The sequence below is a fragment of the Brachyspira pulli genome, assembly GCF_036997785.1.
Lineage (GTDB): Bacteria > Spirochaetota > Brachyspiria > Brachyspirales > Brachyspiraceae > Brachyspira > Brachyspira pulli.
Window position 1 is genome coordinate 42,353 of the sequence record NZ_JAWLQI010000004.1, and the last position, 17,610, is coordinate 59,962.

11 protein-coding genes and 1 CRISPR repeat array (1 of these 12 running past the window's edge) are annotated in these 17,610 nt (G+C 28.5%); of the genes, 3 read left to right on the forward strand and 8 right to left on the reverse strand.

From position 1 onward, the window contains the following. Positions 1–6,146: direct repeats of the CRISPR family, unit length 31 nt; unit sequence GTTTCTAATCTATCCATACTGGAATATAAAT (it extends 4,203 nt beyond the left edge of the window). A 47-nt stretch (positions 6,147–6,193) separates the two neighbouring features. Next, positions 6,194–6,610, forward strand: a complete 417-nt coding sequence (locus R4K56_RS01975; protein WP_335771605.1) for a DUF3592 domain-containing protein — start codon at positions 6,194–6,196, stop codon at positions 6,608–6,610. 111 nt (positions 6,611–6,721) lie between these two features. On the opposite strand, the gene plsY is transcribed toward R4K56_RS01975, so the two are convergent. Further along, the gene (plsY, locus tag R4K56_RS01980) at positions 6,722–7,369 is read right to left on the reverse strand and encodes a glycerol-3-phosphate 1-O-acyltransferase PlsY (RefSeq protein ID WP_335771606.1); all 648 of its coding nucleotides are present in this window, start codon (positions 7,367–7,369) and stop codon (positions 6,722–6,724) included. A gap of 4 nt (positions 7,370–7,373) precedes the next feature. Next, positions 7,374–8,879, reverse strand: a complete 1,506-nt coding sequence (der, locus tag R4K56_RS01985; RefSeq protein WP_335771607.1) for a ribosome biogenesis GTPase Der — start codon at positions 8,877–8,879, stop codon at positions 7,374–7,376. A 491-nt stretch (positions 8,880–9,370) separates the two neighbouring features. Between der and R4K56_RS01990 the strand changes: the two genes are divergently transcribed. Both R4K56_RS01990 and R4K56_RS01995 read left to right on the forward strand, forming a co-directional pair. After that, positions 9,371–9,754 (forward strand): tetratricopeptide repeat protein, encoded by a 384-nt coding sequence (locus R4K56_RS01990; protein WP_335771608.1) that lies wholly within the window; start codon positions 9,371–9,373, stop codon positions 9,752–9,754. Between the two features lie 17 nt (positions 9,755–9,771). Then, complete coding sequence (locus R4K56_RS01995) at positions 9,772–10,479, forward strand: tetratricopeptide repeat protein (RefSeq protein WP_335771633.1); 708 nt, start codon at positions 9,772–9,774, stop codon at positions 10,477–10,479. A gap of 741 nt (positions 10,480–11,220) precedes the next feature. Here the strand turns inward: R4K56_RS01995 and R4K56_RS02000 are convergent. From R4K56_RS02000 to gap, 6 genes are all read right to left on the reverse strand, one after another. Next, the gene (locus R4K56_RS02000; protein ID WP_335771609.1) at positions 11,221–12,060 is read right to left on the reverse strand and encodes an Rpn family recombination-promoting nuclease/putative transposase; all 840 of its coding nucleotides are present in this window, start codon (positions 12,058–12,060) and stop codon (positions 11,221–11,223) included. Positions 12,061–12,116: 56 nt separating this feature from the next. After that, complete coding sequence (gene argJ / locus R4K56_RS02005; protein WP_335760166.1) at positions 12,117–13,286, reverse strand: bifunctional ornithine acetyltransferase/N-acetylglutamate synthase; 1,170 nt, start codon at positions 13,284–13,286, stop codon at positions 12,117–12,119. Beyond that, a complete protein-coding gene (locus R4K56_RS02010) occupies positions 13,279–13,785 on the reverse strand; it encodes a hypothetical protein (RefSeq protein ID WP_335770407.1) in 507 nt (168 codons plus the stop codon). Before R4K56_RS02010 ends, argJ begins: the two co-directional genes overlap by 8 nt. A gap of 70 nt (positions 13,786–13,855) precedes the next feature. Beyond that, positions 13,856–14,260, reverse strand: a complete 405-nt coding sequence (locus tag R4K56_RS02015; RefSeq protein WP_335771610.1) for a DNA primase — start codon at positions 14,258–14,260, stop codon at positions 13,856–13,858. 603 nt (positions 14,261–14,863) lie between these two features. Next, complete coding sequence (locus tag R4K56_RS02020) at positions 14,864–16,063, reverse strand: phosphoglycerate kinase (protein WP_297299012.1); 1,200 nt, start codon at positions 16,061–16,063, stop codon at positions 14,864–14,866. Positions 16,064–16,527: 464 nt separating this feature from the next. Beyond that, positions 16,528–17,571: a type I glyceraldehyde-3-phosphate dehydrogenase gene (gene gap / locus R4K56_RS02025; protein WP_297299014.1), complete on the reverse strand. Its 1,044-nt coding sequence runs from the start codon at positions 17,569–17,571 to the stop codon at positions 16,528–16,530. Positions 17,572–17,610: the final 39 nt, after the last annotated feature.

Here is a 17,610-nt window from a genome sequence, read left to right on the forward strand (position 1 = left end):
ATTTGTTATATCAAATTAGTTTCTAATCTATCCATACTGGAATATAAATAGAAAATACTAAGAATAACGTTTTATTCTATAAATGTTTCTAATCTATCCATACTGGAATATAAATAAGTCAATATAACCATATTTCCAACAACGTTTGATAAGTTTCTAATCTATCCATACTGGAATATAAATAAATGAATATCACCTAATGTTAATATTTTCATTCCAGTTTCTAATCTATCCATACTGGAATATAAATTATATAACCTCATAAATCAAAATTACAACGTCTTTCAGTTTCTAATCTATCCATACTGGAATATAAATATAGTCAATGATGAGTATGTTGAAGTTGACGGCAAGGTTTCTAATCTATCCATACTGGAATATAAATGATGATATAATAAATAATACTAAAAAATATAATTTAGTTTCTAATCTATCCATACTGGAATATAAATAAAGATATAATATCATCTCTAGTATAAACATGTTCTGTTTCTAATCTATCCATACTGGAATATAAATAATTTAATAGTACTACTTGGGGATTTAACTGATACTAGTTTCTAATCTATCCATACTGGAATATAAATGAGTGCTTTTTCCAATGTGTTTAGATTAGAAATTAAGTTTCTAATCTATCCATACTGGAATATAAATTTTCTTTGTTACTTTCTTTTCTAAAAAGAAAGTATAGTTTCTAATCTATCCATACTGGAATATAAATCAGACTTGAGGTTGTCTAATTCTCATTTCGTCATAAGTTTCTAATCTATCCATACTGGAATATAAATCAGACTTGAGGTTGTCTAATTCTCATTTCGTCATAAGTTTCTAATCTATCCATACTGGAATATAAATCCTTTTTCTAATAATTTCTCACCATTGTCATTAAAAGTTTCTAATCTATCCATACTGGAATATAAATGCAACAGATGTGACAGATGCAATCGGTATAACATTAGTTTCTAATCTATCCATACTGGAATATAAATTTGAGGCTTTATTCAAGTATATAGATGATGTTGTGAGTTTCTAATCTATCCATACTGGAATATAAATTTTTTTCATGCAATTTTTCTAACATTTCGCGATTTTGTTTCTAATCTATCCATACTGGAATATAAATTGTATTTTATTACCTTGTAATATTTGCTCTAGTACAGTTTCTAATCTATCCATACTGGAATATAAATACAAAAGAACGATAATATTTATTCATTTCTTCATAAGTTTCTAATCTATCCATACTGGAATATAAATTCTAGTGATAAGTATGTATACAAAACAGTACAAGGGTTTCTAATCTATCCATACTGGAATATAAATTTTTGTTTACAATACATTGGAGATCTTAATTTAACGTTTCTAATCTATCCATACTGGAATATAAATGAATTTACTTTATTGAGTTATAAAAACGATATTTTAGTTTCTAATCTATCCATACTGGAATATAAATCAATTCAGACAACGTATGTATATCTGCAAAAAATAAGTTTCTAATCTATCCATACTGGAATATAAATAAATATTCAATAGAAACTATTATTTATAAAGATGAGTTTCTAATCTATCCATACTGGAATATAAATTTGGCAGTTCATAAAATGCCAAGTGGCGACTGGTATGTTTCTAATCTATCCATACTGGAATATAAATATGAGTGAATACAGTAATGACTGGCAAGGTCGCGGAGTTTCTAATCTATCCATACTGGAATATAAATTGAATCAATGGATAATAGCTTTTATAAGAACTTAGAGTTTCTAATCTATCCATACTGGAATATAAATGAAAAACTTTTTGGAGGTACTTGGCAATTAAAATATAAGTTTCTAATCTATCCATACTGGAATATAAATTCATTTTCAAACTGTATAGGAATAACACCTTCCCTTGTTTCTAATCTATCCATACTGGAATATAAATTAAGCAAACATCTATTACTTGACTTCCAAAAGTTCCGTTTCTAATCTATCCATACTGGAATATAAATAATTTTCATATAGACTATATGGGTATTCCTCATTCAGTTTCTAATCTATCCATACTGGAATATAAATTTTATTGCTTGTATATCTACAAGTTTTAAAAAACATTTGTTTCTAATCTATCCATACTGGAATATAAATGCATCTAAGTTTGATAAAAAACAGTATATAGACAATGTTTCTAATCTATCCATACTGGAATATAAATTTTTATAGCTGTGGTGTTATTCCTACAGGTTGTAATGTTTCTAATCTATCCATACTGGAATATAAATATCATTTATAGAACTGTTGACGGCGATAATAATATTGTTTCTAATCTATCCATACTGGAATATAAATTGCAATATACTTTTTTGAGTATTAGCAAAATCTAAAGTTTCTAATCTATCCATACTGGAATATAAATTAAAATGTATTATAAGCTATATTAAACTTTTGCATTGTTTCTAATCTATCCATACTGGAATATAAATATTGGTTCGCGTTCCTCTGACATATCACTTTTATGCGTTTCTAATCTATCCATACTGGAATATAAATTAATAAATTATATTATGTTTTTTCTCTATCATTTTTGTTTCTAATCTATCCATACTGGAATATAAATCACTGTAAAAGATTAGAAAATAAAATAAAGCAGTTAGTTTCTAATCTATCCATACTGGAATATAAATTTAGGCTTTGTTAAAAGTAAAAGACCAGCACTAGAGTTTCTAATCTATCCATACTGGAATATAAATTGTATCAAATTATAATTTAATTTGTCTTGTATAGTAAGTTTCTAATCTATCCATACTGGAATATAAATATGCTGTAGGTTCTAATGATTTGTTTAACGAAACATGTTTCTAATCTATCCATACTGGAATATAAATAGATGGACACCATCAAATGCAGAAGTTACAAGACCTGTTTCTAATCTATCCATACTGGAATATAAATTTGATATTATCTATAAGCATTTCCATAAATTTAATCGTTTCTAATCTATCCATACTGGAATATAAATAAGTCTATATAGCCATATTTCCAGCATTTTTTTATGTTTCTAATCTATCCATACTGGAATATAAATTCGTATCAGCAAGGCATTAACAGAGTTTGGTTACGTGTTTCTAATCTATCCATACTGGAATATAAATATATATTATCGAGTAGCCGAGACGGCAACTTTTAAAGTTTCTAATCTATCCATACTGGAATATAAATTCATTATATTATCTGCTTTGTTCATATAGGCTACTATGTTTCTAATCTATCCATACTGGAATGTAAATACGGGAAAACCGAAATAATCCCAAAGCGAAAACTTTGTTTCTAATCTATCCATACTGGAATGTAAATGAACAACGATCAAAAGAACCAACGCAAACTAATTCGGTTTCTAATCTATCCATACTGGAATGTAAATGTTTGGATGCAAGATGATGACGGAGTTACTTTTAAGTTTCTAATCTATCCATACTGGAATGTAAATTTGGACTATCCTCGCAGAGCTTACAATTTAATTTACGTTTCTAATCTATCCATACTGGAATGTAAATTTCAGACTTTTGTGGGACAAATGGGAAGAATATATAGTTTCTAATCTATCCATACTGGAATGTAAATACATAAGAATCTGCACCATCATCAGGGATACCTAAATGTTTCTAATCTATCCATACTGGAATGTAAATTCTCTCTACTCGATAATATATAGGCAACTGACAGGAGTTTCTAATCTATCCATACTGGAATGTAAATCAGTTAAGCTTTATGGATTCTATAAAAGCTGATGTAAGTTTCTAATCTATCCATACTGGAATGTAAATGCTCAAGCTACTAAAAGTTTCAATTACTGGTTAAGTGTTTCTAATCTATCCATACTGGAATGTAAATTGCTGATATGAAGGGCGAGGGTATACAGTAGTTAAAGTTTCTAATCTATCCATACTGGAATGTAAATATAAAACAAAAAGCATATTTAATTTATCCGATTATGTTTCTAATCTATCCATACTGGAATGTAAATGTTGCAGGCGTTGCGGTTGGCTTTACAGCAGTTGCAGTTTCTAATCTATCCATACTGGAATGTAAATCAAATAGCTGGACACGAAAATATGATAAATAATATAGTTTCTAATCTATCCATACTGGAATGTAAATGTAAAGAAACAATGATTGACAGAACAGGAATAACAGGTTTCTAATCTATCCATACTGGAATGTAAATCAGATAAATATGGACGCACAAGGAGCAGTTGATAGTGTTTCTAATCTATCCATACTGGAATGTAAATTAATGATGATCTATTAAACCCGGTTCGGAGATGAAAGTTTCTAATCTATCCATACTGGAATGTAAATGTTGTAGTAATTTAGTCTTTCTAGGTATTCTCCTCCGTTTCTAATCTATCCATACTGGAATGTAAATTATTAAGTTCCCTCACGGTTTAGAAGTAAAATGTGGGTTTCTAATCTATCCATACTGGAATGTAAATTATATAATGCGTACAAATAGTCTTTTGATTGTTTCTGTTTCTAATCTATCCATACTGGAATGTAAATTAGTTATCTCGAAAGAGCTGAAGCTGGAGACGTATTGTTTCTAATCTATCCATACTGGAATGTAAATGCAACTTCTGCTGGTAATACTCTGAATAACAAAAAAGTTTCTAATCTATCCATACTGGAATGTAAATTGCTGATAACTAGGGCGAGGATATACGCAAGTAAGAGTTTCTAATCTATCCATACTGGAATGTAAATCCGTATGCTATTTTGAAACGTCGGTTTAATGTCAACGTTTCTAATCTATCCATACTGGAATGTAAATCTGTTACTTACTTGCTTTTTAGTGTTAGCATTAGAGTTTCTAATCTATCCATACTGGAATGTAAATTGTATAATGAGTATAAATAGTCTTTATTTTGTTTTTTGTTTCTAATCTATCCATACTGGAATGTAAATGTACTATATCCTGCATATTCTGTTACTCTAGCTGTGTTTCTAATCTATCCATACTGGAATGTAAATTTTTTACAGCTCCTTTCTTTTTAGCCATTTAAGTCCGTTTCTAATCTATCCATACTGGAATGTAAATTTTTTTAAGCTCCTCGAATCATTCACATTTTTCTAAGTTTCTAATCTATCCATACTGGAATGTAAATTTCCAGAAAAACAGCAAAAGAAGATGGAGCTTTCGGGTTTCTAATCTATCCATACTGGAATGTAAATTATTGAAGGTTTTAATATTTTAAAGCTATGTTCAGAGTTTCTAATCTATCCATACTGGAATGTAAATAACTTAATTTATCAGCTAGTCAGTATATAGCTATGAGTTTCTAATCTATCCATACTGGAATGTAAATTAACTAAAATATTGAGTAATAAATCCTTTCACGTCTGTTTCTAATCTATCCATACTGGAATGTAAATGTTCTAGATAACTTATATATAAGTACAGAGTATTTTGTTTCTAATCTATCCATACTGGAATGTAAATAAGAACTCTGGTCTATCTAGGCGGGCATCGGTAGGGTTTCTAATCTATCCATACTGGAATGTAAATTTTTCTTTTTCTTATTTTACTTCTCCTCCTTCTGGGTTTCTAATCTATCCATACTGGAATGTAAATCAAGTATGCGGAGACTTACGTGATACTCTCGACTATGTTTCTAATCTATCCATACTGGAATATAAATTAATTTTAATTTCGCAAATAAAGGACTTACAGAAATGTTTCTAATCTATCCATACTGGAATATAAATGTTTTTGATGTTTTAGAAAATATCGGCGATGGTATAGGTTTCTAATCTATCCATACTGGAATATAAATTTCAAGTTTGTAATCACGTGCAACAATTCTTTTATCGTTTCTAATCTATCCATACTGGAATATAAATAACTCTTTACGCTGTTTCTGAATAGCTTCAATTTGGTTTCTAATCTATCCATACTGGAATATAAATAGAGACATATATAACAAAGTTGATGTATTAAGTGAGTTTCTAATCTATCCATACTGGAATATAAATTGACCTGCAAGTATGTTATTATCATCATCAATCACAGTTTCTAATCTATCCATACTGGAATATAAATTATTACGAAGGTTGCTGACTCTTCTTTTTTCTTCTTCGTTTCTAATCTAGCCATATTGGAATATAAATCTTGATTATTAAGGCGATTTATTTATAATTATTAACAGGATTAAAATATGAATATAAAATTAACCGCTTTAGTAATCTTTATTGTTGGGGCTATACTTACTATTTTGGGAGTTATAAATATTACTTCTACTGTTATCGCATCAAAAAATTATAAAAAAACTATAGGCATTGTTGAAAAATACGAAACAAAAAGAGTTTACAAACATGGAAAAAATAAATATGAAAGCACTATGTTAATAAGCTATGAAACTGAAAGGTTCGGAAAACTATATACTACTATGGAAAGCTATTATCCTTTTAGAAAAGTAAAAGATGAATTAACATTATGGTATGATCCAAACAAACCAAGAAATATAAAACTTCCTTTTTCTGAAATTGCTTGGGCTTTAATATTTATACCGCTTGGAATAGGATCAATATTATTATCTTTAATGGCTGTAACAATAAAAAAGAAAAACAAATAAATCAATAAACGAATAGCTGATAACCTATAAATATAAGTTGTCAGCTATTTTTTTATTATTATTTCTATGTCACCTGTAATGGTGCATACTTGGTCGTCTGCGACTCACTTTTTATTTTTTTGAGAAACTATTCTCCTCGCCTTTTAGCATTCTTTTATAATTAGGTATATGTTTTATTATAATGAATATTGCTAAAAGTATAGCTATAGGAAGAAGAACTATATAATTAATATTAAAGAATAATTTATATAAAAAATTAGCCTTGAAATATAATAAGCTTAAAACTATAGGAAAAGCCAAAGCTCCAACTGTAGAACCTATTGCAACAGTTTTTCTTGAAGCAAATAAACCTATAAAGAAAAATACCATAGTAAGAAGCAAACTTATAGGGGCAAGCATAAACATAGAACCTGCACTTGTTGCTACTCCCTTACCGCCTTTAAATCCTAAGAATATAGAAAATACATGTCCAAGTATTGATGCCACTGCACAAGCTACTAATATATAACTATGTGTTGATATTATACTAGATAAAATAAATGATGGAATTAGTACAGCAACCATACCCTTTCCTATATCAAGTATATAAGCTGCTATTCCTGCTTTCTTTCCGCATACACGCAAAACATTACTTGCACCCGGATTACAGCTACCCTCTTTTCTAACATCATGACCATTTATTTTTCCTATTATAAATGAAAATGGTATTGCTCCGATTATATATGATACAAGAATACTTATTATAATTTTTAATATCATATCTTTAACCTCCATATTTTTTACCTCTCTTTCTGAAATTAAGAATTACAGGTGTTCCTCTAAAGTCAAACATCTCTCTAAATCTATTTTCTAAATATCTTTTATAATGCGAATTTAATTTATGAGGGTGATTACAGAATATAGCAAATGCAGGAGGATTAACTCCTGTTTGTGTAACATAGAAAATTTTAAATAGATTTCCGCCGGCTGATATTGAATATTCTCTTGTGGCTCTAACCATAGTTTCTGTAAGGGCATGAGTTTCAAATCTTTGAAGTCTTGTTTTAGCTACTCTTACAGCCAATGATAAAAGTTTTTCTGCATCATTTTTTCTTGTAGCACAAACTTTGGCATAAAAAGCATAATTCAAAACTGGGAAAGTATCTTTCATATATGCTTCATAATCATTCCAAGTGGTTTCTTTATCTCTTATATCCCATTTATTTGCTGCTATTACAATTCCTTTTCTTCTTTCTATTATTAAGTTGGCAATAGTTTTATCCTGATCTGTTAAGCCTTCAAAAACATCTAGCATTAATATACAAACATCTGAAGCTTCTATAGCTTTTATTGCTCTGTTTACGCTGTAATATTCTACATCGGTATTAACATTTTTTTTCTTTCTTATTCCTGCTGTATCAACAAGACAAATATCATCGCCTTTAAAATTGAATGTTTCATCTATAGCATCTCTGGTGGTTCCTGCTATATTAGAAACAATACTTCTGTCTTTACCTATTAATGTATTTAATAAAGTGGACTTTCCTGCATTAGGCTTTCCAACTATAGCTATATTAATGATTTTCTTTTGTGCTATATATTCATCAAGTCTGTATTGTTTTGATTTTTCTTTCTTATTATCATAATTTTCATCATCTTCTGATTCGTCCATGTAATCATCATCTTCATAATATTCTTCTTCAAAATCTTCAATTTCTGCTGCCTCATCATCATCATTTTCATCACTATTTTCATTAATTTTTGAGGCTTCTCTTTCTGCATCTAAATCAACACCTATTCTTTCAAGCACTTCAAGAATTTTGTCTCTCAAATCATCAATACCGTTATTATGTTCGGCACTGATAGCAACTATATCATTTATACCTAGAGAATAAAATTCATTTATTAAATTATTATGAGAATCAGCATCTACTTTATTTATAACCAATACAATAGGTTTTCCAGATTTTCTCACCATATTAATAAAATGTCTGTCATCTGGGTGGCTTTGATGAGCGTCTACTAAGAACAACAAAATATCTGCATCTTCTGCCGCAGTTTTCAATGCTTTTTCTCTTACTTTTTCATTTAAAGTATCATCACTTACATCAAGAAGTCCGCCTGTATCAAAAACATTAAAAGCTATATCATCTATATAAGTTTTTGCCATGCTTATATCTCTTGTAACTCCAGCCATAGGGTCAACTATAGATTTTCTTCTTCCTGCGAATCTGTTAAATAGAGTAGATTTGCCTACATTAGGTCTTCCAAGTATAGCGATATTTTTCATTTATTTAAACCCTTCAAAATTATGTGTAATTAAAATAATATCATAGTTTTTAATATATTGCTATTATATTTTAGCATTTAATTTAATAAACACTTGGGCGGGTGCTTTAATTTCTTATTCAGCAATTAAGTTAATTTAAATTATAACTTCAGAATTAATCAATAAAAATAAAGGGCGGGGTATGTAAATAAAGTTTTAAAATTTAATTACACTTGCCCACCCTTTAGGTATGTAAATTTATTTTGTTATTTTTATTTTATTTTTCTTGATAGTTTTCCATTGTAATTATAACACCCACCCAAGCGTTTTTTAAATTTAAAATTCGCACACCGCACGCAGAATAACATTTAAAATATAGATAGATTTATAATTTTAATCTTCATTATATATAGAGCTTAGTTAACCGTGCGTAATATTTTATGTTAATTATTATAGTATTAAATTTTTTTTATATTATAATGATTTCAATAAATTTATATTAGGAAATTTTTATGTCAGTTGTTAATGATAATGATTCTAGTATGGATTCAAAATATTATTTTGATAATGCAAATATTTTTTGTCTTGAAGGAAAATATGAAGAAGCCATAGTATATTATAATAAAGCTATAGAGTTAGACCCAAATTATACTGATGCTTATAACGGCAGAGGAAAAGCTAAAAATTATTTAGGTAAATATGAAGACTCTATTAAAGACTATGATAAAGCGATAGAGTTAAACCCTAATAATATTGATGCTTATAATGACAGAGGATTTACTAAATATTATTTAGGTAAATATGAAGGAGCTATTAAAGATTTTAATAAAGTAATAGAATTAACCCCTAATTATACTAATGCTTATTATGACAGAGGAAATGCTAAAAAAATTTAGGTAAATATGAAGAAGCTATTAAAGACTATGATAAGGCTATAGAGTTGTACCCTAATTATAGTGCTGCTTATTATAACAGAGGAAGTGTTAAAGCTGATTTAGGTGAATATGAAGAAGCTATTAAAGATTATGATATGGCTATAGAGTTAGACCATAATTATACTTATGCTTATAATAACAGAGGGCTTGCTAAAGCTGATTTAGGTAAATATGAAGAAGCTATTAAAGACTATGATAAGGCTATAGAGTTGTACCCTAATTATAGTGCTGCTTATTATAACAGAGGAAGTGTTAAAGCTGATTTAGGTAAATATGAAGAAGCTATTAAAGATTATGATATGGCTATAGAGTTAGACCATAATTATACTTATGCTTATAATAACAGGGGGCTTGCTAAAGCTGATTTAGGTGAATATGAAGAAGCTATTAAAGACTATGATAAAGCTATAGAGTTGGACTCTGATTACAGTGATGTTTATAATAACAGAGGAATTGTTAAAAATGTTTTAGGTAAATATGAAGAAGCTATTAAAGACTATGATAAGGCTATAGAGTTAAACCCTAATAATAGAGCTTTTTATAATAACAGAGGAGTATCTAAAGAAAATTTAGAGGAGTACAATGAAGCTTTAAAAGATTATAAAAAGGCTTTGGAATTAGACCCTAACTATGATATTGCTAGAGAAAATATAAAAGAGATTCAAGATAAATATGGCTTGAAATAAACTTTACGCACGGTGAATAAAACCCAAAAAAATAACTGCATTATCAATGGAAATTTATTAAATAATTAAAATTCGTTAATCGTGCGTTAAATGGATTTCAAATTTAAGCATCACTTGGGTGGGTATGCTTTTTCTTATCAAGTTATTAATATAATTAAAGTTAAAATTTGAAAATACACTATAAAGAATAAAGGGTGGGTATGTAAATAAAGTTTTAAAATTTAATTTACATTTGCCCACCCTTTATACTTTCAATTATTTCTGACATTTTTAAATCATTTTTCTTTACAATCATTACTGTTATTTTAGTTGCCCACCCAAGTTTTTTTAAATTTAAAGCTTTTATACCGCACGCAGAATAAAACAAAAAAATAGAGATTTGTTTGTAATTCAAATTTTGATTATATTCTTAATTTTGTTCACCGTGCGGGAAATATATTTTTAAATCTAATTAACATTTGGGCTGGCACTTTTTAATTTCTTAATTAGGCAATTAAGTTAATTTAAATTATAACTGTAGAATTAATCAATAAAAGATAAAGGGAGGGATTGTGAATAAGCTTTATGTAAGGAACTCACAAGTTTTTTATTTCTTTAATTTATTTATAAAAAACTTGTTCGTTAATAAGCTCCTGCCATTCTAACGAATGTCAGAAACTCACAAGTTTTTTATTTCTTTAATTTATTTATAAAAAACTTGTTCGTTAATAAACTCCTGCCATTCTAACGAATGTCAGAAACTCACAAGTTTTTTATTTCTTCTATACTTAATCCGGTTAATTCACTAATAAGTTCAATATCCATATTTTTATTCTTCATATTTATAGCCATAGATATTTGATTTTCTTTAATACCTTCTTCTCTGCCTAATCTTCTTTCTTCCTCTAACATTATTTGATTACCATATAAATATGCTTGTCTTTTATCATATTCATTCATCATCAATCTATTTTTAATAAAGTTATTATATCTTCTTTGTACTTCTTCCATTATAGGCTTTTCCTTTACTATATCAGACATAATCTCCTCCTTATTATCTTTCATAGTGAAAAATTTTAACCAACAGTTTAAATCTGGTTTTAATAAATCATATTTAAACTTTTTCAACTCTAATATATGTATCTGTAAATGATCTGTTAATAATCTTTTGTTATTTGTATCATAAATCATATAGCAGGAATGTATAGAGTTATTATCATCTAAATTGAAATTAAGTAAGTTTATACTTATAACAGGAGTTAAAGCATCGTATTTTTCACCATGTTTTAACAATTTACTATAATTAGACGCCCAATAATATAGTATGCGTTCTGGAAATCTTGAATTGCCTTGTAATTGTATTTCAATAATAACTACACTTCCATTTTGAGTAATACATTTTACATCTGCTATTGTTTCTTTATCTTCATAATTTTCTTTATAATTAAATGGTGTTAAAATCTCTACCGATCTAAAAGTTTTCATATTAGAATCAAGCATTATTGAATTGATAAAGTCAAGAAGTATGGGATTACTGTCTGGTGATGAGAATAAATATCTCACAAAATAATCATTCAGTACATTAATATCTCTATTAGTCATAATATAATTATACAAAAAATATTATGTTTGTAAATAGTTTTAGAAAAATCAATTATTTATATATTATAAGAAGAATGTATAGAAATATACTCTTGAGTTAAATCTGTGAAATAATAATAATCTTCATATTTGGTATTATAACCTAAATCTATAGTTATATAATTTTCTTTCCTGTCATTATCTAAACTATTTATATAACCTTTATTAATTTCACCATTTTTATAAATTTCAATGTCATTAATATATAATGATACATTATTGATATTAATATTCATATTACCCAAAGGAGATAAAATCTTTTCAAAATATGGATTTTTAGAAAGAAATAATATTTTCACTAAATTTGAAGTAGCTATTTTCTTAGCTATATTGAAAGCATCATTTTGTGTCTTTGCTCTTTTTACTGACACTATAATAGTTTTTGTTATGCCCTCACCATCTAATATCACCATCTTGGCAAGATAAGCACATATCTCATCTAATTTATGTTTTAAATCTTTGAATAGTTTTTTATTTTTTTCTGTGATAGGCTTATTATCTATTGCCCCATTTGCCATAATAACTGCCATATCATTTGTGGAAGTCTCTCCATCTATTGATATTCTATTTAATGTTTTATCAACAGCTTCTTTAAATGCCTTATTTAAAGTTTCTTTTTCTACACTTAAATCAGTAAATATAAAAAGCAAAACTGTAGCCATATTTGGGTGAACTATGGAACTTCCTTTAGCAACAGCATAGAACTTGGCTATTTTTCCTGAAACCTCTAATTCTGTAGTATATATTTTATTAAATTTATCCCTAGTTTGAATAGCCCTTGAAATATTATCAAAATTATCATTAATAGACTCACTTGCTATTTTTATACCATTCTTTATTTTTTGGGTATCTAATTCCACACCTACAATTCCAGTAGAAGCCATTAATATATTCTCTTTTTTTACATTGAAAATTTCTGAAGCATATTTAGCTATTTGAACAACATCATCATAACCTTTTTTTCCTGTTAAAGCATTGGCTATTTTACTATTAACTATTAATAAATCTATATTATTTTTATCATTCTTTTTTGAAAAGACTATAGGAGCAGCCTGAAAATTATTTGTAGTATAAAGAGCGGATACTACACTTGGCGGATCGCTTTTTACGATAGCTAAATCATAATCATTATTTTTAAGACCAGATTTGACAGCAGCAGATGAAAACCCTTGAGGTATATCATACATTAAATAACTCCTCCTCTTCAGGATCTGCATCATCTTCTATTCTTTTTACTTTCTTATTCTCGTAATTGATTCTTTTTCTTACAAAGAATCTTGAATTTTTACCGCTTTGCCTTTCTTGTATAATACCAAATGTACCGGAACCAAGATAAACTATTTTGTCTTCTTCTTCCATCTCTGATAAATTATTCTCTTTTATCTCTTTTAATATACATTCAAAATGAGCTAATTCACCAGTACCATTATGTCTTATAGCTTCTTCTATGATATATATTGGTTCATTACATATAGGACATAAAGGTCTTTCAACGTCCTCTTTCATACGTTTTTTTAGATAATTCCTTTCATATTCCTCTATGCTTTTTTCTTGAAATTTATACTGATTATTGTGATTGTACTTTTTTTTATTATAGAAATTATTTTTATTTTTTTTATTATTGCTATAGAATTTCTTGTTGTTATTATTTTCTTTATTATATTTTTTGAATTTCTTTTCTGACATCAGCTAACCTTTTTACAACAGAGCAATACCAATAAAAAATATCAGCATTGCTCTATATAATAAAAACTAATTACTCATCATAGTCATCATCGTAATCGTCATCATCATAGTCATCGTCATAATCATCATCATCGTCATAATCATCATCATCGAAATCGTCATCAAAATCATCTTCGAAATCTATAGAATCATCGTCATCATCATCGTCGTAGTCGTCATCATCATCATCGTCATCATCATAGTCATCGTAGTCGTCTTCATCGTCATAGTCGTCATCATCATAATCATCATCAAAATCGTCATCATCGAAATCATCATCGTAGTCGTCATCATCATAATCATCGTCGTCATCGTAATTATCGTTATCACCATAATCATCATCATCAAATTCATCATCAGCAAACTTTTTAGCAAAATATCCATTATCTAATAAGTCTGATTCATTTAATAAATATATAGATTCTAACTCTTCCATTTATTACTCCATAATTCGTATAATTTTTTAGTTATAATAATACAATAGTTTTTTTTGTCAAGTATAAATATATTTAATTTTTAAAAAATATATTAAATATGACCTATTAATTTTTCTATAATTTAACATTTTTATAACAAAAGTCAATAAAATATAACATAGTAAATTTATCTTGTAAATTGCCTAATATAAAAATGTAAATATAAAAAATCAATACTATTATAATATTATTACTCATCAAAAAGTAAAAAACTTTTAAAGGCTAAGTTCCTACAAGTTCAATATTTTTATTTAAATACAAATTAAATTACTTATCTTGTATTTTATCATACAATCAAAATAGTTCGCTAAAAAACCCGTAGCAACTAAAGTTACTACAGGCTCAATATTTTGATTTATTTAAATCTAATTAATTACAATTATTTATCTTGTATTTTATCATACAATCAAAATAATTCGCTAAAAAATCTCTGACAGCTGAAGCTATCAGAGGCTCATTATTTTGATTTATTTTAATCAAGAAAAACAATTCAATAAAAACCCGTAGCAACTAAAGTTACTACGGGCTCACTATTTTGATTTATTTAATCTAATTAATTACAATTATTTATCTTGTAATACTGCGATACCTGGAAGTTCTATTCCTTCAAGGAACTCTAAAGAAGCTCCGCCGCCTGTAGATACGTGAGTCATCTTATCAGCAACGCCAGATTTATTAACAGCAGATACACTGTCACCGCCGCCTATGATACTTACAGCACCAGAATTAGCAATGAATTTAGCTACTTCAAAAGTACCTTTAGCAAAATTAGCCATTTCAAATACACCTAATGGGCCATTCCAAACAACTGTTTTAGCATTTTTAAGTATGTCTTCAAGTTCTTTTAAAGTTTTAGGTCCAACGTCCATACCCATCCAACCAGCAGGTATAGCAGTAGAATCTACTACTTGAATATTAGCATCATTGTCAAATTTATCAGCTATAACATTATCAACTGGTAAATATAAAGTTTTATTTAATTCTTTAGCTTTATCCATAATTTCTTTAGCTGTAGCTATATAATCATCTTCGCATAAAGAAGCACCTATTTCTAATCCTTGAGCTTTAAGGAAAGTATAAGCCATACCGCCTACAACAATTAAAGTATCAACTTTGTTAAGTAAGTTTTTAAGTACAGAAATTTTTGAAGAAACTTTAGCTCCTCCGATTATAGCAACAAATGGACGAGCAGGATTAGCAACAGCATCACCTAAATATTGTATTTCTTTTTCCATTAAGAAACCAGCTACAGCAGGCATACCAGCTTTAGCAGATACTATACCAGCAGTAGAAGCATGTGCTCTGTGTGCAGTACCAAATGCGTCATTAACATAAACATCAGCTAAATCAGCTAATTCTTTAGAGAATGCAGCATCATTTTTTTCTTCTTCAGCATGATATCTTAAGTTTTCAAGAAGTAATACATCACCTGGTTTTAATTCAGCAGCTTGTTTTTTTACTTCTTCGCCTATACAATCTTTAGCAAATTCAACTTTATTGTTAGGAAGTTTAGTTTTTAAATAATCATAAACTGGTTTTAAAGAGTATTTAGGATTAGGTTCGCCTTTTGGTCTTCCTAAATGGCTCATAAGTATAAGAGAAGCACCTTGAGAGAGAATGTATTCAATAGTAGGCATAGCAGCATCTACTCTTGTAGTGTCTGTAATTTTAGAACTTGTTTCTTTATCTAGTGGTACATTGAAGTCAACTCTCATTATGACTTTTTTACCTTTAATATCTATATCTTTTACTGATTTTTTCATTATGAACTCCTTTATTATTGCTATGCTCGCCGTCGCCTATTATTAGCAAATAAATAAATTTATTTGCTGGCTTTGGCTTGCTTTTTAATTATTGCTATGTTCGCCGCCGCCTATTATTAGCAAATAAATAAATTTATTGCTGGCTTTAGCTCGCTTTTAATTATTGCTATGTTTGCCGTCGCCTATTATTAGCAACAAATAATTTATCTGCTGGCTTTGGCTCGCTTTTTAATTATTGCTATGCTCGCCGTCACCTATTATCAGTAAACAAATAAATTTATCTGCTAGCTTTGGCTCGCTTTTTAATTATTGCTAATAAAAATTGTTTGCATTAAAGCTCTGTCAAATAAACTTGCCGGACGCTCACAATTTTTATGTAATGCTAAAAAAATTTAAAGGGTGCTATAATGAAATATAACACCCTTTTATTATAGCTTAATAAAATTAATTATTATATCTTACTATTATTTTTTGTTGTACATATATAATAATAAATCAATTACTCTGTTAGAATAACCCCATTCATTATCATACCAAGAAACGATTTTGAAGAATCTTTTCTCACCTTTTAAGTTATTTTGAGTAGTAGCTAAAGAGTCATAAATAGAACTTCTGTTATCATGTATGAAGTCGCTAGATACTAATTCTTCGTTACAATAGCCTAAAACACCTTTTAAGTAAGATTCAGAAGCTTTTTTCATTAAAGCATCGATTTCTTCTATAGAAGTTTCTTTTTCACTTCTGAAAGTTAAGTCTACAACAGAAACGTCTGGAGTAGCAACTCTGAAGCTCATTCCTGTTAATTTACCTTTAGTAGCTGGTAAAACTTCACCTACTGCTTTAGCAGCACCAGTAGTAGAAGGGATAGTGTTAACAGCAGCAGCACGTCCGCCTCTCCAGTCTTTTTTAGAAGGACCGTCTACTGTTTTTTGAGTAGCAGTATAAGAGTGAATAGTAGTCATAAGACCTGTTTCTATACCAATACCTTCTTTAAGAAGAACATGTACTACAGGAGCTAAACAGTTAGTAGTACAAGAAGCATTTGATACTACATGATGATTAGCAGGATCATATTCTTCGTGGTTTACACCATAAACGAAAGTTCTTAAATCGCCTTTACCAGGAGCAGAAATAATAACTTTTTTAGCACCAGCAGCTATGTGACCTTCAGCTTTTTCTTTTTCTGTGAAAAGACCAGTAGATTCGATTACATATTCAACACCTAAATCTTTCCAAGGAAGATCTTTTAATTCTTTAGTAGCACCTATACATTTAATTTTGTTTCCGTTTACTACTAAGATATCTTCGCCTTCTGTTGTGATATCAGCTTTCATTCTACCATGAACTGAGTCATATTTTAATTGATAAGCAAAGTATTTAGCATCAGTACTAACATCTACTACACCAACTACATCAATTTCTTTACCTAATAAACCACGTTCTACCAATGCCTGAAAAACTAGACGTCCGATACGTCCAAAACCATTTATTGCTACTTTTACAGCCATAAATATACTCCTAAATTAAAATAATATCCTATACGCGAA

What these genes read in the sequence shown, in the direction of transcription:
- R4K56_RS01975 (WP_335771605.1), top strand. Translation starts at nt 6,194, where the DNA reads ATGAATATAAAATTAACCGCTTTAGTAATCTTTATTGTTGGGGCTATA.
- plsY (WP_335771606.1), bottom strand. Translation starts at nt 7,369, where the DNA reads ATGATATTAAAAATTATAATAAGTATTCTTGTATCATATATAATCGGA.
- der (WP_335771607.1), bottom strand. Translation starts at nt 8,879, where the DNA reads ATGAAAAATATCGCTATACTTGGAAGACCTAATGTAGGCAAATCTACT.
- R4K56_RS01990 (WP_335771608.1), top strand. Translation starts at nt 9,371, where the DNA reads ATGTCAGTTGTTAATGATAATGATTCTAGTATGGATTCAAAATATTAT.
- R4K56_RS02000 (WP_335771609.1), bottom strand. Translation starts at nt 12,060, where the DNA reads ATGACTAATAGAGATATTAATGTACTGAATGATTATTTTGTGAGATAT.
- argJ (WP_335760166.1), bottom strand. Translation starts at nt 13,286, where the DNA reads ATGTATGATATACCTCAAGGGTTTTCATCTGCTGCTGTCAAATCTGGT.
- R4K56_RS02010 (WP_335770407.1), bottom strand. Translation starts at nt 13,785, where the DNA reads ATGTCAGAAAAGAAATTCAAAAAATATAATAAAGAAAATAATAACAAC.
- R4K56_RS02015 (WP_335771610.1), bottom strand. Translation starts at nt 14,260, where the DNA reads ATGGAAGAGTTAGAATCTATATATTTATTAAATGAATCAGACTTATTA.
- R4K56_RS02020 (WP_297299012.1), bottom strand. Translation starts at nt 16,063, where the DNA reads ATGAAAAAATCAGTAAAAGATATAGATATTAAAGGTAAAAAAGTCATA.
- gap (WP_297299014.1), bottom strand. Translation starts at nt 17,571, where the DNA reads ATGGCTGTAAAAGTAGCAATAAATGGTTTTGGACGTATCGGACGTCTA.